The 25,877-nt window shown below is 63.6% G+C and carries 24 protein-coding genes; 9 read left to right on the forward strand and 15 right to left on the reverse strand.

Going from position 1 to position 25,877, the window contains the following annotated elements:
* Window positions 1-20: 20 nt before the first annotated feature.
* Window positions 21-212 carry a hypothetical protein gene (locus IPM84_14025; protein MBK9093857.1) on the forward strand — a complete coding sequence of 64 codons (192 nt, stop codon included), beginning with the start codon at window positions 21-23 and terminating at the stop codon, window positions 210-212.
* Window positions 213-350: 138 nt separating this feature from the next.
* Here IPM84_14025 and IPM84_14030 read toward each other — a convergent pair whose 3' ends face one another.
* From IPM84_14030 to IPM84_14050, 5 genes are all read right to left on the reverse strand, one after another.
* Window positions 351-1,007 (reverse strand): hypothetical protein, encoded by a 657-nt coding sequence (locus tag IPM84_14030; GenBank protein MBK9093858.1) that lies wholly within the window; start codon window positions 1,005-1,007, stop codon window positions 351-353.
* Window positions 1,008-1,675: 668 nt separating this feature from the next.
* Window positions 1,676-2,812 (reverse strand): hypothetical protein, encoded by a 1,137-nt coding sequence (locus tag IPM84_14035; protein MBK9093859.1) that lies wholly within the window; start codon window positions 2,810-2,812, stop codon window positions 1,676-1,678.
* The gene (locus IPM84_14040; protein ID MBK9093860.1) at window positions 2,802-3,167 is read right to left on the reverse strand and encodes a hypothetical protein; all 366 of its coding nucleotides are present in this window, start codon (window positions 3,165-3,167) and stop codon (window positions 2,802-2,804) included. The genes IPM84_14035 and IPM84_14040 overlap by 11 nt, the downstream gene beginning before the upstream one ends.
* A gap of 568 nt (window positions 3,168-3,735) precedes the next feature.
* Complete coding sequence (locus tag IPM84_14045; protein ID MBK9093861.1) at window positions 3,736-4,002, reverse strand: hypothetical protein; 267 nt, start codon at window positions 4,000-4,002, stop codon at window positions 3,736-3,738.
* Window positions 4,003-4,215: 213 nt separating this feature from the next.
* Entirely contained in the window at window positions 4,216-5,499 is a 1,284-nt protein-coding gene (locus IPM84_14050; GenBank protein MBK9093862.1) for a cytochrome P450, read from the reverse strand.
* Between the two features lie 491 nt (window positions 5,500-5,990).
* Here IPM84_14050 and IPM84_14055 point away from each other — a divergent pair, with 491 nt between their 5' ends.
* The 4 genes from IPM84_14055 (at window position 5,991) to IPM84_14070 (ending at window position 7,623) form a co-directional block, all read left to right on the forward strand.
* Complete coding sequence (locus IPM84_14055; protein MBK9093863.1) at window positions 5,991-6,245, forward strand: hypothetical protein; 255 nt, start codon at window positions 5,991-5,993, stop codon at window positions 6,243-6,245.
* Window positions 6,226-6,729 carry a type II toxin-antitoxin system PemK/MazF family toxin gene (locus IPM84_14060; protein ID MBK9093864.1) on the forward strand — a complete coding sequence of 168 codons (504 nt, stop codon included), beginning with the start codon at window positions 6,226-6,228 and terminating at the stop codon, window positions 6,727-6,729. Before IPM84_14055 ends, IPM84_14060 begins: the two co-directional genes overlap by 20 nt.
* A gap of 295 nt (window positions 6,730-7,024) precedes the next feature.
* Complete coding sequence (locus IPM84_14065; protein ID MBK9093865.1) at window positions 7,025-7,339, forward strand: hypothetical protein; 315 nt, start codon at window positions 7,025-7,027, stop codon at window positions 7,337-7,339.
* Entirely contained in the window at window positions 7,336-7,623 is a 288-nt protein-coding gene (locus IPM84_14070; GenBank protein MBK9093866.1) for a hypothetical protein, read from the forward strand. Before IPM84_14065 ends, IPM84_14070 begins: the two co-directional genes overlap by 4 nt.
* Here IPM84_14070 and IPM84_14075 read toward each other — a convergent pair.
* The 9 genes from IPM84_14075 to IPM84_14115 all read right to left on the reverse strand — a co-directional run bounded on the left by IPM84_14075 (window position 7,608) and on the right by IPM84_14115 (window position 15,777).
* Window positions 7,608-8,144 carry a hypothetical protein gene (locus IPM84_14075; GenBank protein ID MBK9093867.1) on the reverse strand — a complete coding sequence of 179 codons (537 nt, stop codon included), beginning with the start codon at window positions 8,142-8,144 and terminating at the stop codon, window positions 7,608-7,610. The two genes, IPM84_14070 and IPM84_14075, sit on opposite strands and share 16 nt — an antisense overlap.
* 58 nt (window positions 8,145-8,202) lie before the next feature.
* Complete coding sequence (locus tag IPM84_14080) at window positions 8,203-8,358, reverse strand: hypothetical protein (protein ID MBK9093868.1); 156 nt, start codon at window positions 8,356-8,358, stop codon at window positions 8,203-8,205.
* A gap of 324 nt (window positions 8,359-8,682) precedes the next feature.
* Window positions 8,683-9,054 carry a hypothetical protein gene (locus IPM84_14085; protein ID MBK9093869.1) on the reverse strand — a complete coding sequence of 124 codons (372 nt, stop codon included), beginning with the start codon at window positions 9,052-9,054 and terminating at the stop codon, window positions 8,683-8,685.
* Window positions 9,055-9,230: 176 nt separating this feature from the next.
* Window positions 9,231-10,040, reverse strand: coding sequence for a class I SAM-dependent methyltransferase (locus IPM84_14090; protein ID MBK9093870.1), 810 nt, complete (start codon window positions 10,038-10,040; stop codon window positions 9,231-9,233).
* A 17-nt stretch (window positions 10,041-10,057) separates the two neighbouring features.
* The gene (locus IPM84_14095; protein ID MBK9093871.1) at window positions 10,058-11,284 is read right to left on the reverse strand and encodes a hypothetical protein; all 1,227 of its coding nucleotides are present in this window, start codon (window positions 11,282-11,284) and stop codon (window positions 10,058-10,060) included.
* A gap of 110 nt (window positions 11,285-11,394) precedes the next feature.
* Window positions 11,395-11,802 carry a hypothetical protein gene (locus IPM84_14100; protein ID MBK9093872.1) on the reverse strand — a complete coding sequence of 136 codons (408 nt, stop codon included), beginning with the start codon at window positions 11,800-11,802 and terminating at the stop codon, window positions 11,395-11,397.
* Between the two features lie 77 nt (window positions 11,803-11,879).
* A complete protein-coding gene (locus IPM84_14105; GenBank protein MBK9093873.1) occupies window positions 11,880-13,124 on the reverse strand; it encodes a hypothetical protein in 1,245 nt (414 codons plus the stop codon).
* A 150-nt stretch (window positions 13,125-13,274) separates the two neighbouring features.
* Window positions 13,275-15,149, reverse strand: a complete 1,875-nt coding sequence (locus tag IPM84_14110; GenBank protein ID MBK9093874.1) for a nucleoside hydrolase — start codon at window positions 15,147-15,149, stop codon at window positions 13,275-13,277.
* 169 nt (window positions 15,150-15,318) lie between these two features.
* Window positions 15,319-15,777 carry a hypothetical protein gene (locus IPM84_14115; GenBank protein ID MBK9093875.1) on the reverse strand — a complete coding sequence of 153 codons (459 nt, stop codon included), beginning with the start codon at window positions 15,775-15,777 and terminating at the stop codon, window positions 15,319-15,321.
* Window positions 15,778-16,071: 294 nt separating this feature from the next.
* Here IPM84_14115 and IPM84_14120 point away from each other — a divergent pair, with 294 nt between their 5' ends.
* The gene (locus IPM84_14120) at window positions 16,072-19,023 is read left to right on the forward strand and encodes an AAA family ATPase (GenBank protein MBK9093876.1); all 2,952 of its coding nucleotides are present in this window, start codon (window positions 16,072-16,074) and stop codon (window positions 19,021-19,023) included.
* Window positions 19,024-19,053: 30 nt separating this feature from the next.
* Here the strand turns inward: IPM84_14120 and IPM84_14125 are convergent, their stop codons facing one another.
* A complete protein-coding gene (locus tag IPM84_14125; GenBank protein ID MBK9093877.1) occupies window positions 19,054-21,483 on the reverse strand; it encodes a DNA internalization-related competence protein ComEC/Rec2 in 2,430 nt (809 codons plus the stop codon).
* 637 nt (window positions 21,484-22,120) lie between these two features.
* Here IPM84_14125 and IPM84_14130 point away from each other — a divergent pair.
* The 3 genes from IPM84_14130 to IPM84_14140 are packed head-to-tail and all read left to right on the forward strand — an operon-like array spanning window position 22,121 to window position 25,874.
* A complete protein-coding gene (locus IPM84_14130) occupies window positions 22,121-22,876 on the forward strand; it encodes an acyltransferase (protein MBK9093878.1) in 756 nt (251 codons plus the stop codon).
* Window positions 22,877-22,903: 27 nt separating this feature from the next.
* Window positions 22,904-24,127 (forward strand): glycosyltransferase family 2 protein, encoded by a 1,224-nt coding sequence (locus IPM84_14135; protein ID MBK9093879.1) that lies wholly within the window; start codon window positions 22,904-22,906, stop codon window positions 24,125-24,127.
* A gap of 22 nt (window positions 24,128-24,149) precedes the next feature.
* Window positions 24,150-25,874: a radical SAM protein gene (locus IPM84_14140; GenBank protein MBK9093880.1), complete on the forward strand. Its 1,725-nt coding sequence runs from the start codon at window positions 24,150-24,152 to the stop codon at window positions 25,872-25,874.
* The last annotated feature ends 3 nt before the right edge of the window (window positions 25,875-25,877 follow it).

Here is a 25,877-nt window from a genome sequence, read left to right on the forward strand (position 1 = left end):
GCGGCGACTTGGAAAACAGAATGAACGCTCAAACAATGGCTGACAAGATCTTCGAGTTGAGCGAACAGTTCAACCGATACGTTTTCGATCACCCCGAGATCCTTGACAGGATTCCGGACAAAGCGACGCGGGTCCTGCTCGATGTGGATGACCCGGAATTCAACAAAGCCAACCTGGCTCTGGGGGACCACGCCGTTGCCGCCTGGCAGTGAACGCACCCACATCAAGATGCAGAAACGGGTGCCGCATCGTACAGCAGATTCACTGGAGGACGCCGACATCCGGCCGGTTCCACAAGTTGAAGGCCTGATCGTGCAAACTGATCATGCCACTTCTCAGCCCGAATGGCTTCAACCAGCCTTCGGGCTTTTTTTCCTCAGCCACACGCTCACCCGCTCCGGCTGCAGCGTCTCCTGCACCACGCGGGCCAGCTCCCCTGTCAGCGCGTCCAGGTCGGTCTCGTCGCGCGCCGTTTGAGCGAACTGCGCCAGCACCCGCTGCGCGTCGTACTTCTTGCGGAAGAAGCGCCGGTCAATCGCGTCCTGAATGCGGCGGCGCAGGGGCGTAAACAGCGCGGCGATCGCGAGCGTCGAGACCACCACCGCCAGCGGCGATTGTTCGACGCTCGTCAGCGTCCCGACCAGCCGCTGGAGGAGCACCACGCTGCCGAAGTAAACCAGCGCCAGCAGCGCCGTCAACACTGCGTAGACCAGCGTTTTTCGGATGACGACGTCAACTCCCCACAGGTTGTGGCGCAGAACGGCTATACCGATCCCTAAGGCCAGGAAGGACTGCCAGAAGATATAGGTGATCAGAATTACCCAGTAGGCAACTTGCGGCCCGAACAATCTCTCGAACGGGATAACACCAAGCAGGATGCCTACTCCAAGTAACCAGCCTAGCCAACGGATCTGCAGCCGCAGGCGCTCGTCGCCGGAGCGATAGCGCAAGAGCAGGGTGACCAGAGCGATGGTCATTACCGCCGGATACGCCACCAGGTAAATCATTGGCCCTGTGCCCTCAGCGAGGGGATGTAGAGAAGATTGGGAATGTTGCCCGGCGAGTCTGGTTTATAATAGCCAAACAAGTAAAATATGCCTGGCTACGACCACCAGACCGGTCATGAGTGGAAGCCAGCGTGCCAGCCGTGACGGGTATGGTTTGCCATCGGGAAACAACAATAGCAACAAGATAGCCGCCGGGCAGGAGATGCAGAAGAAGATTATTCCAAAGGCCGTGGATGCCAGGGTTCCAACCTGCACATTCACCCATTCCGAGCGCAACGACCAGCCGGTCGCACCAACTCCCACAAAAGCAGCAAGGGACCTACCAAGTTGCCTGGCACGCGCCGCATCACAAAAAGAGCTGTCAGGACGGTGGTGATACCGGTCAGTGCCGAGAGCCAGCGAAAACCAGGACCACCCGCATTGGGCCCCGCGGTAACGGGGTGAGTGACCAGGTCAAACAACATCCAAAGCCAATACGCCAACATTAGCCCAAGCACGAGTTTGCCGAGGATGCGGTCAGTGTCTCGACGGCCCGGTATTCGGTTCATCATCGTTACACCGTCTCCGATTTATGACCAGAAGGGTCAACCACACGCTCACCCGCTCCGGCTGCAACGTCTCCTGCACCAACTGCGTCAGCTCCCCTCCCGTCAGCGCCAGGATCGGTCTCATCGCGCCGTCTGAGCGAATTGCGCCAGCACCTCTGGCTGTCGTACTTCTTGCGGAAGAAGCGGCGGTCGATGAAGTCCTGCCGCACGATGGCGGAGGGGGGTGAACAACGCGGCAATCCCCAGCGTGGTGATCACGGTGACGATGGGAGAACTCGCGGACCCCGTCAAGGGGCCGAGAATTCCCTGGAGGATCACGATCCCCCCGAAATACACAAGTGCCAACAGGCCGGTCAGCAGGGTGTATTGCAAGGTGCGGCGGATGAGGATGTCAACGTCCCACAAACGCGAGCGCAAAATTCCAATCCCGATAAAAATGGGAATCATCAAAGGCGAGAGACTATAACCAATCCCCTGCACGATATCGCAATAGAGTTTGGGTCCACCAAGAGGATCACAAGAAATTGGCCCATTTGCCACAAGCGCTAGGGTCGTTGCGATGCCTGCCATCGCCAGCACAATGCCGAATATCACCCATTTCGTCTGCTGGCGTTCGTTGAACGTCATCACCAGCCGGTAGCGATAGACGGGTACGACGATGCAAGAAACCACAAAAGACAAACTGAAGATGAAGTTATAGGCAATTGGAAAATTAGAATTCGCGAATGGGATGGGAATAAAAAGAACACACAATAAGCCCAAAAGCCAGGCCAGGCCGCGTGGCTTGAAAGCGGTATTGGGGAAAAGATAAATCAAGCTGACCAAACAAGGGAAACTTGCATAGTTGAAGATGTTATTCGCCCAAACCCATGCAGGAATGTGATCGGCCAGGAGGCCCATGGTTCCCCCAAAACTGGCCCCGATGATGATCAACAGCACAGAGAACAGTAAAGCACGCCGGTCATTGGATTTGACCAGGAAAATCACTGTCCCCATCCCCATCCACCCCAGAAAAACTATTATATTAGGGATGATCTGGAAAATTACCCACTGTTCCACGCTGATTCCGCTGGCCTGCAAAATTTTCGCATAAACGGGAGTCATCTGGCACGTTTCGCAAACCATATTTAATAGCCGGACGTAAGGCGGCCAGCTTGCCATCACAACGCCAAACATCGCCAGCGCAATCACCATCCAGGTCAAGCGTGCCCAGGCGAGTTGGTTGCCCTTCAAAATGTAAGGAGCATTATTCTCCATAGCTGTTTCTCCGGGGTTTTTCTGTCGGTTGCAACCACAAACTGACCTTCTCCGGTTGCATCGTCTCCTGCACCACGCGTGTCAATTCGGCCGTGAGCGCTTCTAACGACACCTCGTCGCGGGCGGTGAGCGCGAACTGCGCCAGCACCTGCTGCGCATCGTACTTCTTGCGGAAGAAGCGCCGGTCAATGCCATCCTGGATACGGCGGCGCAGGGGCGTAAAGAGCGCGGCGATCGCGAGCGTCGAGACCACCACCGCCAGCGGCGATTGCTCGACCCCCGTCAGCGCGCCGAAGAGCCGTTGCAACAGCACCACGCCGCCGAAGTAAACCAGCGCCAGCAGCCCGGACAGCACGGCGTAGACCAGCGTCTTGCGGATGATGACGTCAATGTCCCAAAGGCGATAGCGCAGGATGGCGATGCCGATCGGGCAACAGGAGGATCACCAAAGCATCCAGGGCCGAAGTCGCCCCTGAACATAGAGACCCGATCATCCCCAGGATGGGGCGACAGCGAAGATGACAAGCTCAACCAAGCGCAGCGCCATTCCAACAACGAACCACCATTTGTGAGCGAGCCAAGCTGGTTTCCACCGCCGGCCAGTAGACGAACGCAAGCGGGCGACAGCGGCTGATCACGACGGTTTGAAAGCGCGCGCAGACGGTAAGGCAATGCCGACAAAAGCGCGGCAGGACGAATTGCAGTTGGCGCCTGGACCAGGAACGCCAGCACGCCCACGCAGCCAGAAAACCGCCGCACATCTAGGGCGAGGAAAGGATCGCTAGAGCGAGGACTGCCTAACCAACCGCCATGCAAAGCAGCAGGTAACGGCTCCACTGCCCGGAAGAACAGGAAGAACCAGCTAGCCACCAGGAGACCACCATCCCAGGCTCAGACCAGACGGTCCCACCAGGGCGCCACGGCTAAGGCATCGAGTTGCCGAAGGCGGCGTCCAATCCAGCGTCTGCTTCCCGCGCATTAATGGTGTAACCCAATCCGGCGCGCAGGTCGGGCGGGAAGGGTGGGATGCCGAACCACTTGCTGTCCTTGATGGCGCCAAACCGATCGCCCACCTCCAGGACAGAACGGAGCCTGGAGATTGATTCAGCCAGGCACGCCCTGGCGGTAATCGCCGAGCCATATTGCCAACGTCGGTCGGGAATCTGTAGACGTAGCGCCTCAGCGATCACGCCAGGCTCCAGCCCAGTTGACGGTCAGGGTGAGCCTGGCCCGCTGCGTCAAGCGGCGTTCATCCACCGTAAGCCTTCCGGTGGTCAGCGTGCCGAAATTGCATACTGATTGGCCGGCTGGCGCGCCACCAGCCCCAATAAGGCTGCACGAACATGGTCAGGCCAGAAATAGCCCCAGCAGCGAGCCGATCGCCAGCAACCTCAGCCAGCCGGCTAACTCGAACGCGCTGGCTGTGCCGGCAATGATCGATGAAGGCCAGGCAAAGGGAGCCCAGCCAGCGATGTATTTTTCGGTCCATTTGTGCTGGTGTTCTGACAATCTCCCTGTTTCTCATCCCCCACGTCCAACAGCATCGGTAGGCCGCCGGCTGTCCGCAGGGTCGCTTTCGGTTGGGGCGTCACCACCGCGCCGGTTGGCAGGCGCAGGCGGTAGCGCTGGGCCACGCTGGCCAGGATCAGCGTCGCTTCCATCAGCGCAAAGCTGTTGCCGATGCACTGGTGCGGGCCGCCGCCGAAGGGCATGTACGCAAAGCGCGGTCGCTCGTGCGCCGCATCGGGCGCAAAGCGCTGCGGGTCGAAGCGCTCTGGATCGGGCCAGTAGGCCGGTAAGTGGTGCATGACATACGGGCTGATGCCTACGACGGCGCCGGCCGGAATGTGGTAACCGCAGACGTCGTCCGCGGCCACAGCTTGCCGATTGGTGATCCAGGCCGGCGGGTAGAGCCGCAGCGTCTCGTCAATCACCATACGGGCGGTGTGCAGGTTTGGCACATCGGCCACGCCAGGTGTGCGGCCGCCTAATACCTCGGTCAACTCGGCATGCAGTCTGGTCTCCACGTCGGGGTGCTGGGATAACAGGTAAAACACCCAGGTCAATAGCACCGCGGTGGTCTCATGGCCGGCCAGGAAGATGGTGACCACCTCGTCGCGCAACTGCTTGTCGCTCATAGCCTGCCCTGTTCCTTCATCACGCGCCTCCATCAGCATGCCCAGCAGATCGTCTCGCTCCTCGCCGCTGCGGCGCCGCTGCCCGACGATGCCTAGCACCACGTCGTCCACGGTGCGCATGGCGGCCAGCGCCCGCCGGTTGCGCGGGGTGGGCCAGCGCAGGGAGGGGTAGAAGGGCACCTGGAAGCGAAAGTTGACGTCGGCCAGAATCACACCGATGGCCTGGCTGACAGCCCGGCGGCGCAGCTGCGCCGCCGGGCTGTCAGCCGGCAAGCGGACGCCGAACATGGTCTCGCTGATGATGGCCATGGTCAGGCCGGTCAGCTCCTCGGCGACGTCGAGCGGCTGGCCTGGATCGGCGCGTTGTTCCCACTGCGCCAGCATGTCCAGCGTGCGGCCGGTCATGATCTCGCCAAAGCCGGCGATGCGGCGGCGGTGAAAGGCCGGCAGCATGAGCCGTCGCTGGCGCTGCCACAGGTGCCCCCTCGCTCGTGAAGAGGCCGTCGCCCGCCACCCGGCGGATGATGTCGAACAGATCGCCTTTGACATAGTTATGATGGTTGTCCTGCAAAACGCGCTGCACGCCGTCGGGGTGGTTGATTTGGTAGAAGGTGATGTTGCCCAGCCGGTAGCGGGCCACGTCGCCATAGTCGGCCGCGGTGCGCATCAGGAATCCCAGCGGGTTGCGCTGGAACTGCAGCGTGTTCCCCAGAACGGGCATGCCAGCCGGGCCAGATACATCCAGGCCACGACCAGGCGTTGGTTGAACCGATAGTCGAGTTATGGTGCTCATGATTTATCTCCTGGGCTACAGGATACCACCCGACCGTCCGCCATTCGTTACGATCAGCGTTACGAAGCTGGTGAACATAAGGTTCCAGCCATTTCGCACGCCCAGAACTGACCTATGGCGACCACCTTGCGGAGTTTGCGGCGTTTCCATGCCCTGGGCATCCATGCTATAATCCGATCATTGTAGGTAACGTGCCGAAGCACTCAGCCAACTCCAGGGCGGCTTTGACAAAGGAGAGGTCGTAGTCATGACAATGGCTCAGGTAGAGTTTTCACTGGCTTTAACACGAACTACGGCGCGCCAGCTACGCCAATTAGCGCAGACATACGGCGTCACCGACGCCGCGGTCGTGGAACAGGCGCTGGCGCTGTTGTTCGAACGAGATGATGGTGCGCTGCGCCAAGATTACTGGCTGTCGGTAGCCTCCATGCAAGAAGACTGGCAGGCCATGCCTGATGACTGGATAGCAGATGAGGTACGCGATGCCATATCGTCGTGGTGACATCATTGCCGTGCCCTATGAGTACAGCGATCTGACGGGCGGCAAGGTGCGACCTGCGTTGATCGTGAGTAGTGATTCCTACAATCTGGCCCGACCAGTCGTGGTTGCTGCCGGAATCACCTCGCAGATAGGCAACGTGGGACCGTACGATCATGTCTTGGCGGATTGGGCGGCGGCAGGACTTCGCTATCCATCGCTGGTGCGCGGACGGTTGCTGACCATCGAGCAAACGCTGATTCGGCGTTCGGTGGGACGGTTGAGCTATCGGGATTGGGAAAAGGTTGAGGATAGGCTGGTATCTTTCCTCTTGAGCGATCAGGGTGCTATTCGCTTCCTGCTGAACCACGTTACGCTGTCATCCTTGCCCGGAGCGCTGGTGCAAGCGTTAGGCGAGAAATCAATCCACGCGGGCCTGCACCTGGCCAGCCGCGACGATCGAGCTATCGATCTTGCTCGTTGGCGTTCTCTCCTCTCACCACAGTAGGTCCCCTCAGCCACACACTCACCCCCTCCGGCTGCAGCGTCTCCTGCACCACCCGCGCCAGCTCGCCGGTCAGCGCGTCCAGGTCGGTCTCGTCGCGCGCCGTGAGGGCGAACTGCGCCAGTCGAAGCGCCTTTCCGCAGTTGACAGACCCGTTGAGCGTTGTGAAGTGCGAGTCGTTGTAGTCATAGCGTTGGCCGCCCTGGGAACTGCCGGCTGCTTTTCACAGTCGGCGCACCCATGCTATAATAACACTGTGATTGTACGAACCCGCAGTGCGAGAAAGGAGTGAGATCGCATGTCCTATCGTTACCAGCCAGACGTTCGGTTGGATACTGCCAACGCCCGACGGCCACAGTTGGTCGTGGCTGTGCCACCCGATCAAGAAGACATCGTCCGTCAATCCCTGGCAAAGCTGGCAAGTAGCACGGCGCCGGGCGCTTCCGCCCAGGAAGTGATCCTGGATGCCCTGCGCATGGCAGCCGAGCAGACCTATTTCTGGACACCGGAGTGGCAGGAAAAGGAGCGCGCCGCAAACCTGGCCATCGCCGGGGGCCGCGTGCAGACCTTCGATCGGATGGACGACATGATTGCTTTTCTGGACCAGCAATGAAGTTCCGTCCTGCCCAAACCTTCTGGGAAGCGTATGCTGCGCTCCCCGCCGACATCAAAGAACGCGCACGAGAAGCGTTTCTCCGCTTCCAGGGTGGCGCAGAACACCCACCTTTCCATCCGGCGTTGCGTATACGCAAGATGCAAGGGCATTCGGACATTTGGGAAGGCCACATTACACTCCAGTACGTCTTCACTTTCCACATCGAACAAGATCCTCAGACCGGGGAACTCATCTACGTCTTTCGCAACATCGGCACACACGACATTTATCGTCGTCCCTGAACCGGGGCCGACTCCTTCAACCACACGCTCACCCCCTCCGGCTGCAACGTCTCCTGCACCACGCGGGCCAGCTCTGTGGTCAGCGCGTCGAGGTCGGTCTCGTCGCGCGCGGTTTGAGCGAACTGCGCCAGCACCTGCTGGCTGTCGTACTTCTTGCGGAAGAAGCGCCGGTCAATGACGTCCTGGATACGGCCGCGCAAGGGCGCGAACAGGATGAAGATCGCCAGCGTCGAGACCACCACCGCCAGCGGCGACTGCGCCGCGCCCGTCAGCGTCCCGACCAGCCGCTGCAAGAGCACCACGCCCCCGAAGTAAACCAGCGCCAGCAGCGCCGTCAGTACACCGTAGACCAGCGTCTTGCGGATGATGACGTCAATGTCCCAAATGGCCTCGCCCGCCTGTGAGTAGGTTTCCACTGTAAGCGTCGTGATGCGCGTGAAATACTCTGGCAGGCTGACGAGCCACAGCACGAAGAGGCTCACGAGCGCGAAGGCCAGCAAGCCACGGGCAGCGGACAGCAAGCGTCACGGACGCTTGCTGACCGGCAGTGAGTTTCTTGTCTGGGGCGAGGATGGCATTTCAGTCATGCTGTGATGGTCTTCCAACATCTAAGCCAGCCCGCGCGTCCAGCAGCATCGGTAGCCCGCCGGCCGTCCGCAGGGTCGCTTTCGGTTGGGGCGTCACCACCGCGCCGGGCCGCGCTTCCTGTCGTGATGTCAGAGTTGTTGTGCTCATGGTTTATCTCCTGGACTACAGGATACCACCCGGCCGTCCAAGAATCGTTACGAAAAGCGTTACGATAGCATTGTACGCAAAAAAAGCCGGCCATCGCTTTCATCATGACCGGTGGTGTGACTTGTGCAGATAGCGCGTGCGGTTCGCTAGACGACAACCTCGGTCGCTGCCGCAGGGCCGTTGAGCGTCACCACCAGGAACTGCAGGACATTCCGCCCGAGAATAGCCTCACTGCCTTCATGAACTGCCACAACTCGCACTGCGTTGAGCACGTGAGAACCAATGTGCAATGTCGCCAGGTACATGCTGGATAGGTCAGCACTCTCATGACGCGCCTTCCAACGTGGGCGAACGAAACGTATACTCTTCTTCAGGATTGGCCAGCACCTGTTTGATCAGCACAGGGGTGTTGCGATAGCGCCGGTCAACCCGTTGATAAAGCGCAAGCTGATCGGAGTCGTGATCAACCAGCTTGCCCTGGTGGATCGCCACATATTGGCCGGAATAATCCTCTAGCAGTCGCGCGTGGAGCTGGAAAAACGTATTCATCTCGCGTTGCATAGTCCGGCGCGCCTCGCTGCGCAGGAACTCACGAATAGCCTGCTCGGCCAGCCGTTGCGGTGTCGTGTTCTTTTCGCGAGCGACGTGTTCCAACTGGGCAACGGTTAACTCGTTCACAGCAAGCTGCATCACCATGGTGTCCTCCATTCCAAATCCGATCAACCTCAGACATCATTATAGCGGCGTCATCATTGGCGAGCAAAGTGAAGGTAGCAACGTTGCTGTGGCGAACGTGCTTCATTGCCCTTGTTGCCGGTCGCTAGGCTTGAGCCACACACTCACCCCCTCCGGCTGCAGCGTCTCCTGCACTACTAACCCGCGCGATCTGGCTTCCGGCAGATGAAGACTATCGTACCCGTGTGCTGCGGGCCGAAGTCCTCGTCGGTGTAATCGCCCTTGACCTGCACGTCCGCAAAACCGGCCAGGCGCAGCATCAGCAGCAACTCCTTCTTGAAGTACCAATGGTTCTGGCCGGCGTGAACCTCCTCCTGCAACAACTGCTCGCCGTCGTAGAGCCGATAACGTCGCTGCTCGCTGCTGATCTGCTCGACGGGATCCACGCCGGTCCAGCGACGTTCGACCACCAGGCGCCGCCCGCCGCCGAACTCTTTGATGACGTGCGGCTTCCACTCTGACGGATAGGCGCGTTCACCCTCCGGCTTGTTGTAGTCGTAATCACCCCAATCGCCGAAATAGGCGTTGAAGGCCAGCACACCGCCGGGCAGCAGGTGGCGGTGGAAGCGCCGCAACGCCTCGAGTGCATTCTCCTGGCCGATGACGCAGGTGAAGCTGCCGCAGGGAACGTAGATGCATGCGTAGCGCTTGGGCAGATCGAGCATCTGCATCGGCTGGCAGTAGAGCACCGGCGATAGGCCGTCGGCCTCGGCCTTCTGCCGGCAGACCGCCAGCATGTCGGCCGAGCTGTCCACCCCCTCGACCGCCAGCCCCGCCTGCAGATAGCGGCGCAGCAGCCGCCCCGCGCCGCAGGCCACGTCCAACGCCAGCCCGCCGGCCTGTTCCACGATGCGCTTGTAGAAGTCGTGATCCCAGGTCGGTTCGTCATAGGCCGACCAGTGCAGCGCCGCCAGGCCGGAATACATGTCAATTTCGTCGAAAGTCATTGGGTATCCTCCTTACATCACTTTTTGCGCAGCCACACGCTCACCCGCTCCGGCTGCAGCGTCTCCTGCACCACGCGGGCCAGCTCCGTGGTCAGCGCGTCGAGATTCGTCTCATCGCGGGCCGTGACGGCAAACTGCGCCAGCACCCGCTGCGCATCGTACTTCTTGCGGAAGAAGCGCCGGTCAATGCCGTCCTGGATGCGCCGGCGCAGCGGCGTGAACAGCGCGGCGATCGCCAGCGTCGAGACCACCACGGCCAGCGGCGATTGCTCGACGCCCGTCAGCGCGCCGACCAGCCGTTGCAGGAGCACCACGCCGCCGAAGTAGACCAACGCCAGCAGTGCGGTCACGGCGGTGTAGACCAGTGTCTTGCGGATGATAACGTCAATGTCCCACAGCCGGTAGCGCAGCACGCCGACACCGATGCCCAGCGGGATCGCCATAAAGGCTATCACCTCGACCTCGGTGGGCAGGGTCACGAACAGCCCGGCGACCAGGGGAAACCCCACGGCCACGACCAGGCCGAACAAGAACCACTTCGTTTGGTCTCGGTCAACTCTGCCGGACACCCGCAGATAGCGATAGATTTGCGAACTAAGGACCAGGAAGAAAAGCGGGACAATCAAGACCGCTCCGAACCGAGCGGGTGCAGAGGCCAGGTCAGCGCTCGCAGGGAAGATGGTGAGCAAGCCAGGGATGACCGAAACGACGAAAAGCAACGTAAATACTGCCACCAACGGGCCGATGATCCAGCGCAGTCGGCGCGGCACCGCGCGGCCATCGGGGAAGAGATAGAGCCATACAAAGAAAAGCGGCCAGATCAACGCGCCAAATTCCCAAATGGTTTGGGCGACCGGCGAAATCATGGCCGTGCGGACGACGTTGCTCTGGACGTTAGAGCCACCCACCAGCAACACCATCGCCGTGAGCCAGCCGAACCAGGTGCGCAGCCGCCATGCCACCAACGCGGCCGTCAGTGTGAACACGACGGCGCTCAGGATGTTGATCAGGGTGTTGAGCACGGCCCAGGCGGGAACGGACACCCCCCAGATGGCCGCGGCGCCCGCAAAGAGTTCGGGCGACACCTGTACGTTGCCGCTGGTCACCACCGTCGGGATGGCGCCGGCGTTGACCAACGCGAAGAAGCGGGGCATACTGGCGATCCAGTAGACCCACTTGAACAACAGGAATGCAAGCCAGAATGCGCGGGCGAACGTCAGAAGATGGCTTTGGAAACGATTCATTTTACGGCTTTCTCCTTCAGTCGCGCCGCCGCAGCGCCACCGAATTCATTCGGTGGCTGATAAGGCGAAAGTGTGCTGAAGCACACTCGATTGCAGACAAGTCAGGCGGCTTACCTGGCACGCATGCGATTGTTCTTCGGGTTGTGCTCAAGCTCGCACAGGCCGAGCGCTTCCATGAGCGGCGGCAGGTAGACGCCAAAACGGCCGCGCAGCCCCTTCTTAAGCCCGTACCAGCCGCCAACCGGATTGTCTTCCGACCGCCCCCAGGCTTCGACAGTCCCCGCCTTCGCGGGTTTCTGCTCGTCCGCTCCGCCAAGCTCGACCCAGCCACCGGCGGCTTTGAGCATGGCGTGCAAGTCATCAACGCAGCGGGCATCGTAAAGGAGCACGGTGCTCCCCACCGTGCAGACCAGAACCTTCTTGCCATCCTTTTCGTCCACGTGCATCGTGTACTCGGACGTTCCCGATGGCGTCTTGAGCTGCCACGGGTCCTCTTTGGTGCGATTCAACATGGCCATGATTCACCTCTCATTTCACTCCTCATTTCACCCCTTATATGGAAGATGTATTTTTCGGGTCCACTTGTTCAATGTGTTCATTTCCGCTCCTTATTGAGCCACACGCTCACCCGCTCCGGCTGCAACGTCTCCTGCACCACGCGTGCCAGCTCACCGGTCAGCGCGTCGAGATCCGTCTCGTCGCGGGCCGTCTGAGCGAACTGCGCCAGCACCCGCTGCGCATCGTACTTCTTACGGAAGAAGCGCCGGTCAATGGCGTCCTGGATACGGCGGCGCAGCGGCGCGGACAGCGCGGCGATCGCCAGGGTCGAGATCACGATGGCCAGGGACGACTCCTGGCGCGTGAGCGCACGAAACAAGTACTGGAGAATCAGGATGCTGAACAGATACGCCGCCAGCAGCGTGCCGGTGAGCGCACCGTAGATCAGCGTGCGCCGGATGACGACGTCAACGTCCCACAGATGATAGCGCAGCATCGAGATGCCGATGGTGACCGGGATCAGCGCAAAAATGGTGATCTGCAGCGACCCGCCCACAAACTGAAGCCAGGCTGGATCGGCGCTCAGGAATTGGCCGATGAACATAGCCGAAAATCCCGTCAACGGCGCGCTGAGGCCGAACAGCACCCATTTGATCTGCTGCCGCGCCGCCGGTGCCAGGCGGCGGTAGCGGTAGGCCTGAGTCGCCAAACCGCTAAGCCACAACGTGAACAGTGCAACCATGAGGATGCCCCAGCCAGCCTCCGAGATCCACAGATCCGAAATTCCCAGGGGCGCCCGCAAAACATACAGGACGACCGCGGCCACCACTGGCGCCGCCAGCCATCGCACCCACGGGAAGGCGAGTCGCCCGTCCGGAAAAAGGTAAATGAACAACACCAGCCCCACCACGAAGAGCGCCGCATATACCGGCAGGAGAACCGCCGGCAGGCCCAGCCAGGCCGGGAAGCGCCAGACATCTATGTTACCGCTGAGCATGAACGGACTCATGGTCAGCAAGATCGCGCTGGTGAGCAAGCCCATGCGGTCGGCCGGCCGCAGCGCAGCCACCAGCAGCCCCATGCCCAACGCCACGGCCGCAGTTAGCGTCTCCAACGCCACGAGGATGCCGACGAACGTGTTGTAGGAGACGAAGACCTCTGCCGCCGGCCTGGCCACCTCCACGGCCCACTCAATCCGGGTCAGCCGGTAGTTTGCAGGGACCAGGTAGACCAGGAGGGCCAGCGTGAGCAGGGTGACGACCGCCCAAGCCAGCCAGGCCAGGAACAGCCACCAACCTGTCAGTCGAGTGTCCACGCGGCCAGCGTCACTTCTAACCGTCATCCGTCCGCCTCCATAACCCAAGAGTACCGCAAACTGGCGGTACACAGCCGTCTGTGCTCAAGATGTACCGCAAGCCGCCGGCTTGCGCGTGTGGCGCAGGGTGGGGAAATCCGCTGAATTGCCCCACAGATTTGTCTTCAGGACAACTTGTCAGCGGTTGAGCGTGCGCAGGAACAGCTCCTCGAAGCGTGCCCCGTCCGCCCAGGTCGCCACGCGGACTGGGGCGCCGTCCGCGGCCGCTACTGTGCGCCCGCTTTCCGGCCCCTCGTCTTGCACGACCGTCAGGCGCATCGGTTGATAGCGGGCGAGACCCTCGTCCGCCAGCAGCGCCGCAGTCAGCACATCCCAGAACTGGTAGCCGCCCGAGCGGATGAACGCCTCGTTGGCGGCCAGCAGCCGATAGGCCAGCTCAGCGGCCGGGGTGCGACGATCGGCCTCCAACCGCTGCAGGAACTCTATCGTGACCGGTACATGCCGGGTGGCGTCCAGCGGCACCAGCACGAGCGGGATGCCCGACCGCAGCACGATCTGCGCAGCTTCGGGATCAGCCCAGATATTCCACTCGGCGGTCCGATTGGTGAGTCCCATGCCGCTGCCGGCGATGTTGCCCTCAACCCGGACGGCGCCGCCCATCACGAACACGGCTTGTATTTTGTCTGCAATGGCCGGGTCGGTCTGTAGGGACTCCGCCAGGTTGGTCAAGGGGCCGAGGGTCAGCACCACTGTCCTTTCGTTCGAGGCCCGCACGGTCGCCAGCAGGAGCTCCGAGGCGGACAACTCCGACGGCTGGGACTGCGCCGGGGGGAGGTACACCCCGTACAGGTTGTCCGCGCTCGCCCGCCAGTCATCGGGGAAAGCGTTCGTCCCGCTCAACGGCGTCTCGCGGCCGCAGGCAACCGGAATGTCGGCCCGGCCGACAGCGTTCAGCACAGCCAGCGCATTGCGGACCCCGGCGGCGCAGTGGGCTTCTCCTGTGCCGGACACCGTGACCCCTCGCACGTCAACACCCGCCTGCTGCACCACCAGCAGCAGCGCCAGGATATCATCGTGGGCCAGGTCGGCGTCCACGATCAGTGGCACGGGCCGCATCGCTGGCAGCATGGTAGCCACAGCACTGGCTCGCGCCGTCCATGCCGACAGGCCGAATGGCAGACCGACGATCACCAGAACAGCCAGTCCGACCGCGACGGCGACCAAACGCAGGCTTCGGCGGTGTGGGCGCTCCTCGCCGCCCCATAAGTCGTGCCGCAGCACGGCCCACGCCAGCGAGATTGCGAGCAGCCCCGGAGGCACGAACTGGAGATGCAGGTTGGCCAACGCGCCGTGCCCGGCAAAGCGAGTGGCTTCCAGCGCAATTCCGATGAGGAGCGAGAGCAGAAAGATGACCGGCAGCGCGACCAGTGCGGCGACGACGGGCTTCGCCTCGCGTCGCAAGCGCGCATCGGCGCGGCGATAGCGGTGAACCTGCGCGGCACTGCCGCCTAACAATACGATGCCCAGGCCGGCCATCACAAGCGCCCAGCCATCGTCACCTGCCAGCAGCCCACCAGCCATGAGCGCAACGCCCAGCCCAATGGGTAGCCATAGCCAACGCGCAGGGAATCGGCCATCCGGGAACAGGTACATCAGGAGCAGCAGGGAGCTGAGAACGATCCAGGCCAGCGCCGCCTGTGCAGTACCCAGGATGCCATCCCAGGGAGCTGGGTACGGCCAGGTCTCGACATAGCCGCCCAGGTTGAAGGCAAACGGCAGGAACGCGCATGCCAGTGCAGCCAGCAGCGCCATCGGCCGGCCGGGCCGGCGCCAGAGCAGCAGCCCGGCGACGCTGAAGCTGGCCGCGATCACCAGGTAACGGAGGCAGAGCACATAGGTTGCGAAGGCCTGCGGTGAGATGACAGAGCCAACCGCTTTCAGGCTGGCGACGACCTGCCAGTCCGTGCGGATACCCGCCACATGGATCGGCGCCGCTGCTGCCAGCACGAGCAGCGCGGCGGCAAGTGCGAGCGCGGTCGCGGCTTGTGCCAACCCAGGAAACATTCTGGTTGTTGTGTTCGGAAGTCTGGTCCGTAAGCTCATACGATTACCCTTTCGATCAAACAGAACTGCATCTACTCTGGAACTGACCCTACTGCGTCGGATTGGAGGCTTCGGCCGGTTCCTGCATAAGATACCCGCCCAGCATGACACAGTCTGGTCAACTCCGGCCGACCAGCCAGCCGGTGACCGCGCCGTAGACGAGATGCGCCACGGCGAAATGCAGCGCAGGAATCTCCTGCAGAACTGAGCCGGCAGGGGTCGCGGCCAGCCCTTGCGCCACCACCATGAGGAGCAGCCCATAGGCCAGGCCGAGGATGACGCCAGCCGGCCGGCCAGCCAGTCGCCCGCGGCGCACCAGCCGGTAGATCACCCCGAACAGCAGGCCGTACACGGCTGACACCGCCAGGTGGATCAGGCCGCCGGTCAGCGGCGAAGCCGATCCCGCCGGGCTGAAGCGGGCCAGCGTAGACGCCGGCCCTGCGCCGGCCAACAACCCGCTGGCGACCAGGACGGCGGCCATCGCGATGCCTCCGCCGGCCCCGGCCAGCAGCCCATCCACCGCCGCGTCGCCGGCCGTGTGCCGGCGCTCGGAAACCATTTTCTCAGTGCGAACCATTTTTGTGCCTCCTGGCATCTGCCCTCTCCATAACTCAATTTCAATACGCTGTCATCATGCCCCGCCGCCGTCCATAAATCGTTACGGCAACCGTTACGGCGCGGCAGTTCGTTGCGTTTTTTAGCTTTTGGCGCTACAATCGGAATCGAGGCTTTAGCCGGTCACGTGCGCAGCGCAACAAACCGCCTGCAATCGGAATCGAGGCTTTAGCCGGTCACGTGCGCAGCGCAACAAACCGCCTAAAGGCTCGATTCCGGAGCGGCAGGACGCCGTTTCGAGCCGAGAGAAAAACCCATGACCCAACTCACCATCCGCCTCCTGGGCGCGCCGGGCATCGCACGCGACGGTGCGCCGGTTGCCGTAGACACACGCAAGGCGACCGCCCTGCTGGCTTACCTGGCGGTCAGCGGCCGCAGTCACGCGCGCGAGGCGCTGGCCGGTCTGCTTTGGCCCGAGTACGACGACGAGCACGCACGGGCGGCCCTGCGGCGCACGCTCTCCACGCTGCGCACCGCCCTGGGCGAAGAACACCTGGCTATTGATCGGGAGACGGTTGCCCTGATTCCCAGCGCGAACCTCTGGGTGGACGTGACTGAGTTCCGCGCGCGTCTGGCCGCCTGCGGGAAGCACGGCCACCCCGCGGCCGACACCTGCCCCGCGTGCCTGCCACTCCTGGTCGAAGCTGCGGCGCTCTACGGCGACGACTTCCTGGCCGGCTTCAGCCTGCGCGACAGCGCCGAGTTCGACGACTGGCAGTTCATGCAGGTCGAAACGCTGCGCGGGGAGCTGGCCGAGGTGCTGGAGCGGCTGGCGGCCGGCCAGAGCGCCGCGGGAGATTTGGCCGCCGCCCTGGCATCAGCCCGGCGCTGGCTGACGTTGGATCCCTTGCGCGAGGAAGCGCACCGCCAGGTCATGCGGCTCTATGCCTGGGCCGATCAGCGCAACGCGGCCCTCCATCAGTACCGCGAATGCGTTCGCATCCTGGAGCAGGAGTTGGGCGTTGCGCCGCTGGCTGAGACCACTGAACTGTACGAGGCAATCAAGGGCAACCGCCTATCGCCGCCAGACCTGACAGGTCTCGAAAGACCTGACAGGCCTCAACCCGCGCCCGCGGCAGACCTGTCAGGTTTCGGAAAACCTGTCAGGTCTCTCCTCCCACTGGTGGGCCGCGGCGCCGAATTGACGGCGTTGGTGCATGTGTACGAGCGCCGTGCGACCAGCGGCGCCTTTGTGGCCGTCGCAGGGGAGGCGGGCATCGGCAAGACGCGGCTGGCGGAGGAATTTTTGGCCCGAGTCCGCGGCCAGGGCGCGATGATCGTCACGGTGCGCTGTTACGAGGGTGAAGCGGACGTGGCCTACGGCCCGGTGGCCGATGGCCTGCGCGGCGCGTTGGCCCAGTCAGGCTGCGCCGATCGGCTGGACGCGCTCCCCGCCCACTGGCTGGCCGAAGCCGCCCGCCTGCTGCCCGAGTTGAGCGTACACCGCCCCGGCCTGCCGCCGCCGCCGCCGCTGGACGCGCCCGGCGGGCAGAGCCGCTTCTTCGAGGGGTTGCGGCAGGTGCTCAGCGCTATTTGCCAGGGTTCCGCGCCGAACGTGCTCTTCTTCGATGACATGCAGTGGGCGGATGCCGCCTCACTCGATCTGCTGGCCTACCTGGTGCGCCGGCTGGCCGGACAGCCGCTCTTCATCCTGGCCGCCTGGCGCAGCGACGAAGGCCCGACAGTCTCACGCCTGCGCGGCCTGGCCGCCGACGCGCAGCGCGCAGGCCTGGGCACGGTGTTCACACTCAAGCGCCTGGCGCTGGCCGATGTGCTCGATATGGTGCGCGGCCTCTCCGCCGCGGGCGCCGACCTGCCGGAGGGCATCGGCGGCCGGCTGTACCGCGAGACGGAGGGGCTGCCGCTCTTCCTGGCCGCTTACGCCGCTTACATGGAGGTTCTGGCGCAGGAGCATGAGGGGGGCGACGGTGGAGAGTGGCCCGTGCCCCGCGGCGTGGCCGATTTGCTGCGCGCGCGGCTGGATGCTGTGGGGGAGGCGACGCGGCAAGCGCTACAGACCGCGGCGGTGATTGGTCGCTCCTTCGACCTGGAGGCACTGCTGGCGACGAGCGGCCGCAGCGACGAAGAGGTGATCTCAGCGCTGGAAGCGCTGGCGCAGCGCGGGATCATCCGCGAGATGGCCGAGGATGCCGGCGCGACCCCGCGCTACGACTTCACGCATGAGAAGCTGCGCGACCTGGCCTACACCGAGACGAGTTTCGCCCGCCGCCGGCTGCTGCACGGCCGCGCGGCCAGGGCGCTGGCGGAGCGGGCGCGGCTGCGGCACGACCTGGCCGCGCAGGCCGCGACGATCGGCCGCCATTTTCGGCTGGCCGGGCAGGACGCCGACGCCGCGGCCAGTTTCGCCCTGGCCGGCGATCACGCCCGCAGCCTGTATGCCAATGCTGAGGCGCTGGCTCACTACCAGGCTGCACTGGCCCTGGGCCACCCCGAGACGCGCCACCTGCACGAGGCGAGCGGCGATATGCACGTGCTCTTGGGGACCTACACCGCGGCGCTGGCGAGCTACGAGGCGGCCGCGGCGTCGTGTGATCCGGCCAGCGCGGCCCTGGCTGCGGTTGAATACAAACTGGGAAAGGTCCATGCCCGCCGCGGGGCGTGGCCGTCAGCCGAGGCGCACTTCGCGGTTGCGTTGGACATGGCAGGCGGCGCGACCGGGCGCACTGCGACCGGCCGCATTCTGGCCGACTGGAGCCTGGCCGCCCACGCGCAGGGGCAGGCGGCGCGAGCATCGGCGCTGGCCCGCGACGCGCTGGCCGCGGCCGAATCAGCGGATGACCGTCGCGGCACGGCCCAGGCGCACAACATCCTGGGCATCCTGGCGCGCAGCCGGGGCGATCACGCCGCCGCGGCCGCGCACCTCGAACGCGGCCTGGCCGTCGCCGAGACCCTGCCCGACCCTAGCAGCCGCATCGCCGCGCTCAATAACCTGGCCCTGGCCTGCGCCGACAGCGGCGATCTGGCGCGGGCTACCGCCCTGGCCGAGCAGGCGCTGGCGCTGGGCATCGCCCTGGGCGACCGCCACCGCGAGGCTGCGCTGCGCAACAACCTGGCCGACCTGCTCCATGCAGCCGGACGCGGCGAAGAGGCGATGGCGCAGCTCAAGCAGGCCGTGGTGATTTTTGCCGAGATCGGTGTGGAGGCTGGCGACGCGCAGCCGGAGATCTGGAAACTGACGGAATGGTAGTGATCCCTGATCGTTCACGACTTGGCGAAGTCAGCGGGCGCTGACGATCCAGAATCGGCGCCCGTCGCTGCTCACTTCGATCGTGCCACTGAGGTCCGTGCGCAGCACCGGGATGCCCAGGTCACGATAGCGGGCCAGAATCTCCGGCTTGGGATGGCCGAAGGTGTTGTCTTTGCCAACCTCGATGACCGCCAACTGCGGCTGGACGACCTGCAACCAGTCCGCCGTGGATGACGTATTCGAGCCGTGGTGCGGCACCTTGAGGACGGTGGCTTGCAGCCAGGCCCCTTGCCGTTGCAGATCCTCCTCCATCACCGCCTCGATATCACCGGGCAGCAGCACAGAAAAACGGCCGTAGCGCAGGCGCAGCACCACGGAGTTGTTGTTGCTGTCGGCGCTGGTGCCGGTGACCCACTGGGCGCCGGGCGAAAGCACATCGAGCCAGACCCCATCGCCCAGGTGAATCTGGCCGCCCGCCTGGCCGCGCAACACCGGAATCCCGGTCATACCCAGGTTCGCCTGCCATTGCGCATATTCGGGCGTGTGGGCCTCCAGGCCGTTGACCACCACCTGCCCCACCTGGTAGCGGGTGATGATGGGCACCAGGCCGCCGAGGTGATCCAGGTCGTCGTGCGTGCTGACCACCAGGTCGAGGCGTCGCGCCCAGAACGGTAGGGCTTCGCCCAGCGCGGCGAAGAGGGCGCTGGGCGAAGGGCCGCCATCCACCAGGGCCGTATTGCCGCTGGGCGTTTCGATCAGGATGGCGTCACCCTGCCCGATGTCCAGAAAGGTGACGTGCAGGCGCCCATCAGGCATCTGCGTCAGGGCCAGGCCGGTAATCGCCAGCGCGCCGGTCAGCGCCAGCAGGGTCGTCTTGGCCGGTAGCTGTGTCGCCAGGGCGCGCAACCAGCCGGCGCGGCGTGCGCCCGCCTGCTGACTCCACCACAGCAGGCCGAAAATGAGCGCGTAGCTGGCCCACATCCAGGCCGCGCTGAAATGGGGCAGCTCCAGCGAGGCGCCGGGCAGCGCGCTGGTCCAACGGACCACCGCGATGGTGTAGCTGAGGCAGAGCCAGGGCACCAGCGCCAGCAGGCGAGCCAGCGGCAGCAGGGGCGAGATCAAGCCGAGCAGCAGCGCGCCGCCGCCCCACAGCATGATCGGCGGCTGCGCGGGCAGAATCAACATATTGGTCAGCAGGGAGATGACCGGCAGGCGGTGAAAGGTGTAAACGATCAGCGGCAGGGTGGTGACATTGGCGGCCAGCGTGACCAGCAGCGCGTCGTTGAGCAGGCCTATCGCCTGGCGTGCTCGTGTGGAGGGCAGGATGCGCAGGAGAAAGCGCTCGGCGCTCTCCTGCAGCGGCGTGGAAAAGAGGATCAGCCCCAGGGTGGCCAGGCTGCTCAGTTGCAGGCCGACATTCCACAGGTCGAGCGGGTTGATGAGCGTCATCACGAACACCGCGACAGCCAATGAGGTGAGGGCTTCGCTCTGGCGCCCCAGGTAGAGCGCCATCACCGCCAGCGCGCCCATGAGACCGGCGCGCACCACCGCGGGATCGGCGCCGACCAGGAGGACATAGACCGTCAGGCCGCTCAGCACCAGCCACACGGCGCGGCGCTTGCCGAACAGACGCGTGGCGGCCGAGGCCAGCATGGCGACGACCAGGCTGATGTTGGAGCCGGAGATAACGATGATGTGCGAGGTGCCAGTCAGGTTGAAGCGTTCGTAGAGGTCCCTGGGAATCTCACGATCAATGCCCAGCAAGATGCCCTGCGCCAGCCCCGCGGCCGGCGCAGGCATCAGTTGCGTGATGATCTCCGCACTGCGGCCCCGCACGGCGTAGAGTGCCGCCCACACCCGGCTGCCCTGCCCGGCGGCCAGACGTTCGAGGCGCGCCTGGCGCAGCAGAGCATAGACTCCTTTGCGGGCCAGGTAGGCCTGGTAGTCGAAATCGTCGAGTTGGGGCGGTGTTTGCAGCTTGCCGCTGATGCGCACCTGGTCGCCATAGGCAAAGAGGGGATAGCGCGGGCCTTGCACCAATACCAGGCCATGAACCTGGTGTTCTTCCTCGCCCACCAGCAGGCTCTGCGCACGCACGCGGTACTGTGTCTGGCGGTCGCGGGGATCAGGATCGTCGTCAATGACCCCTGTGAGCGTGACCGTGGCTGGCTGTTCGTCGCTGCCATTGTAGGTGGCTACATCGGTCGGCCCCAGGCAGGGCGTCAGGGGAGTTGCCTGGTAGCGTGTCAGGCCCAGCAGGATCATCACCCCCAGGGCCGCGGCCAGCCTGAGTGCAGGAAGGCGGCCGGCGCGCGCGCTGATGATGACACCCAATCCGGCGGCCGCCGGCCAGATCCAAAGCGGTGTGCCACAAGCGATGAGGTGTTGCTGCCAGAGCCAGTCGCCCAGGGCAATGCCGACCAGCCAGGCGAGAGTGAGATGAACCAGGCGTATCATCATTGTCTTCCGCAAGTGAGGAGTGCGCGTGCGCGTTTGGCGGGTACCAACGAATCAAATCCGGGCGATTTCGCGGCAGCAGCGCCCAAAGAAAAACGATCTGATGATTTGCGTTTGCTCTGTTGATATGCTACACTGGCAAACGTGAGGGTAGAATCCCGCCGTCGAGGCCCGCAAGGCTCTCCGGAAGGTCTCTCCCGGAAGGTCAAAAAGGTCAAATATCGGAATGGCATAACGCGTGATGGGTGTTGCACAGGCATGGCAAAGAAGCCGGCTTGGCCCTGACCATCCCAAATCACTCCCGCTACACCCAGTCGAACCTCGGTTGTCATCACCGCTCCCAGGAAAACGTCAGCGATCACGGTGCGCCGCTACGCTGATTGTTGGTTGCATGAGAGCCTGATTCGCAGTGCCAGGCTCGTCCAAGCCACCCTTTACCCGTGCCATTCGATCTTGATTGTTCTTGTGTGACGTGAAACCGCGCGTCTGTCGTAGCCTTTGCTCCAACGCGTCGCATGGCTGTGTGCCCAGGTCGCTGCCCAGGTGGGCGGCGACCTGGCGGCGCATGGGACGGCGTTCTTGCACAAAATCGCCGCCTCTGCGCCTGAGGTCAGGCGACGCCCAGGGATTTTTTGTAACCATGGCCAAATCGGCGCCTGGCGGCGTGACCGCCGGCCTGCTGCTCTATATCTCACGCCAGGCCAGTAATGTCTGGCGTTATGTTGTCGAACAAACGCTGTTTGCGCTGCTCGGCTGGGCGCCAACCGTGGTCGGAATCGGCCTGCGCGGCCTGGCTTACCGCTTGATCCTGCACATGGATGGTCTGGCGGCCATCGAGAGCCAGGTGCGCCTGCGCTTCGCGGATCAGATCCACCTGGGGCGCGGGGTCTATCTCGATCAGGGTGTTTATCTGCACGCCTGCCCCGCCGGCATTCGCATCGGCGACAACACTTTCATCATGCACGGCGCGGTGCTGCACGTGTACAACTTCCGCCAGTTACCGCATGCCTTCATTCATATCGGGCGCGATAGCCTGATTGGCGAGATGAATGTGCTGCGCGGCCAGGGCGGCATCACCATCGGCGACCGTGTCTACACCGCACCCCTCGTGCAGATTCTGGCCGTCAATCATGTCTTCAACGACCCGACGCGACCGCTGATCGAACAGGGGATCACGGCCGAGGGAATCGTCATCGAAGATGATGTCTGGATCGGCGCCGGCGCCATTGTCACCGACGGCGTGCGCATTGGCAAAGGGGCGGTGGTGGCGGCCGGCGCGGTGGTCACCAGCGATGTACCTCCCCACACGGTGGCAGGCGGTGTGCCGGCCCGCATCCTGACCGACCTGGAAACCGCCAACCTGCCGCTGCCGAACAAGCCGATCTATCATGTGTAAAGTCTTTGCCCAGGGATTCTGACCTTCATGACCACGCTTTCCATCGTGATTCCCGCCTTCAACGAAGAAAACGCCATTCAGGCCGTGATGCAGCGCGTCTTGGACGCACGCCCGGCCCTGGCCGCCGCCGGCGTACCCCAGGTGGAACTGATTGTCGTGGATGACGGCTCGGCCGATCGCACGGCCGCGTTGGTTGAGGCCACCCCTGGCGCGCGCCTGATTCGCCATGCGCATAACGGCGGCTACGGCGCCGCGTTGAAGACCGGTTTTGCCGCGGCCAGCGGTGAATGGATCGGCTTTCTGGATGCTGACGGCACCTACCCGCCGGAGCATTTTCCCCAGCTCTACCGCGCAGCCCTGGCGCAACAGGCCGATATCGTCATCGCCTCGCGCATGGCGGGCGCGGCCAGCGAGATGCCGGCGGTGCGCCGGCTGGGCAACATCCTCTTCGCCCAACTGGTCAGCCTGGTCAGCGGCCAGCGCATCAGCGACTCGGCCAGCGGCATGCGCCTGTTCAAGAAGTCCATCCTGGCTCAAATCTATCCCCTGCCCGACGGCCTCAACCTGACGCCGGTGATGAGCACGCGCGCGCTGCACGAGCACCTGCGCATGGTCGAAGTGCCGATCCCCTACGCCGAACGGGTGGGGCGGTCGAAGCTGAACGTGGCGCGCGACGGCGCACGCTTCGCCCAGTCCATCGTCTGGACCGCGCTGACCTACAACCCGGTGCGCCTCCTCGGGCTGATCAGCCTGGCCGCGCTGAGCGTGACGGGACTGGTGGGCGCGGCGATGCTGGTGCAGCGCACTCAAGGCGTCACCGAACTGAGCGCCTGGGGGGTGTTCGGTCTCTTCTCGGCCCTGGTGTTGGCCGTGGCCGGCGTCAGCCTTTTCGCGCTGGGCGCCATGTTCAATTACCTGGTGGCAATTTTTTACGAGCGCCCCATTCGCCAGGGGCTGTTTGGCCGGCCGCTCTTCAACCCGCCGCTAGACCGCCAGTTCTGGTGGATCGGGCTGCTGGGGCTGGGCGCCGGCCTGGCGCTGGGGCTGGCCAGCCTTTTCCTCAGCCTCGATGGCTGGCCGCTGGCACGGCTGTGGTTCTGGCAGCTCCTCGCGGCCCTGAGTACGCTGGTGGGCCTGCAACTGGTCATCAGTTGGTTCATCATGCGCGCCCTGGAGGAACTGAGCCAACGCAAGGCGCGGGTCGCCAGTGACCTGGAAGGGCATCCGACGCTGGATGCGCCGGTAAAATGAAAATGATGCAAAGGAAATACCCATGGCTGATAACTTGACAGAAGTATCTCCTGACTTACGCGCCAACCTGGGCAGGCATCGCGTGCCGCCGGTGTCCATGTCTCAATTTCCTGACGCGGGCGCGGCCGTGCAGACGCTCACCTCATCCACGCGGCCGTCCGGCAGCGTGGATGTCTTGCTGGTCAACCCACCCTCGCCCGATGGCGGCATCTGGATTCGCAGTCAACACCGGGTGGGCCGCCGCAGCCGCGAGAACATGATCTGGCCCCAGGTCAGCCTGGCGCAGTTGGCGGCCATCCTGGCGCCGGAATACACGGTCAAGGTGGTAGACTGCATCGCCACGCGCATGAGCTGGCCGGAGTTCGAAAAACTGCTCGACGAGATTCGCCCGCGCTATTACGTGACCCAGGTCACCGCGCCCACCCTGCGCAACGACATGTACGGCGTTTTCCTGGCGAAATCGGTCGGCGCGCAGACAATGGCCTTCGGCACGCATGTGACGCCGATGACCCTGGAGACGATGCGACCGTTTCCCGCGCTCGATTACGTGCTGCGCGGCGAGCCGGAGATGACGCTGCGCGAACTGCTCGATCGGCAGGAGGAAAGGACACCCAGCAACCCCGCTGTGGCCAAGATGCTGGCCGCCACCAGTGGACTGGCGGCGATGGCCGGACAGCGCCTGGGCCGCGTGCGCATTCAGGAGCCAGGCGGGGCTGAGGCGGTCGCGCCGATCACCCTGGCCCTCAGCGCCGATCCGCCGCCCGCGTCCGATTCGCCGCTGGCGACCGTGCGCGGTCTGGCCTGGCGCAAGGACACCGAGATCATCATCAACCCGGATCGGCCCTTCATCCCCAGCCTGGATGACCTGCCCATGCCGCTGCATGAGCTGCTGCCGCTCGATCGGCAGCGCATGCCGATGATCAAGGGGCCGTTTACCTTCATCGTCACCAGCCGCGGCTGCCCGGCCGGCTGCAAATACTGCATCAAACATGTCAGCTACCAGAACAGCGTGCGCCTGCGTGCGCCGGAGAAAATCCTGGAGGAGCTGCAGTACCTGGCAACGTTGGGCATTCACAACGTTCACATGTACGCGGATCTGTTCACCGTCAACCGGGAGCAGGTGGTGAGGCTGTGTCAGTTGATCATCGAGACGGGCCTCAAGGTGCGCTGGACGTGCAACAGCCGCGTGGATTACGTGGACGAGGAGATGCTGCGCCTGATGGGGCGGGCCGGTTGTTGGTACATCTCCTGGGGCATCGAGAGCGCCAACGAGCAGATTCTGAAGCGGGCGCGCAAGGGCTATCGCAAGGAACAGGCCTTCAAGGCGCTGACCTGGTCGAAGGCGGCGGGCATCAACAACTGGGGCTATTTCATCATCGGCTTGCCCGGCGAAACCGAGACGACGATTCAGGAAACGATCACTTACGCCAAAGAACTGCCGCTGGACATCGCCCTCTTTCACATTGCGGCGCCCTACCCTGGCACCCCTTTCTTCTACGAGGTGGTGGAGAACAACTGGTTCCGCGCCGGCACCAAGTGGGAAGAGGTGGACATGGATCAATCCACGGTGCTCGACTACCCCACGCTTTCCGCTGAACGGTTGGAATACTGGCAAAAACGGGCGACGCGCGAATGGTCGCTGCGCCCCGCCCCCATCCTGACCTTCGTGCGGGGCCTGAACACCTGGGAAGGCTTCAAGAGCGCAGTCAGCGTGGGCTGGCAAACGCTCAAGTTCGTGCGCAGTTAGGCC

This window comes from Candidatus Amarolinea dominans (assembly GCA_016719785.1).
Lineage (GTDB): Bacteria > Chloroflexota > Anaerolineae > SSC4 > Amarolineaceae > Amarolinea > Amarolinea dominans.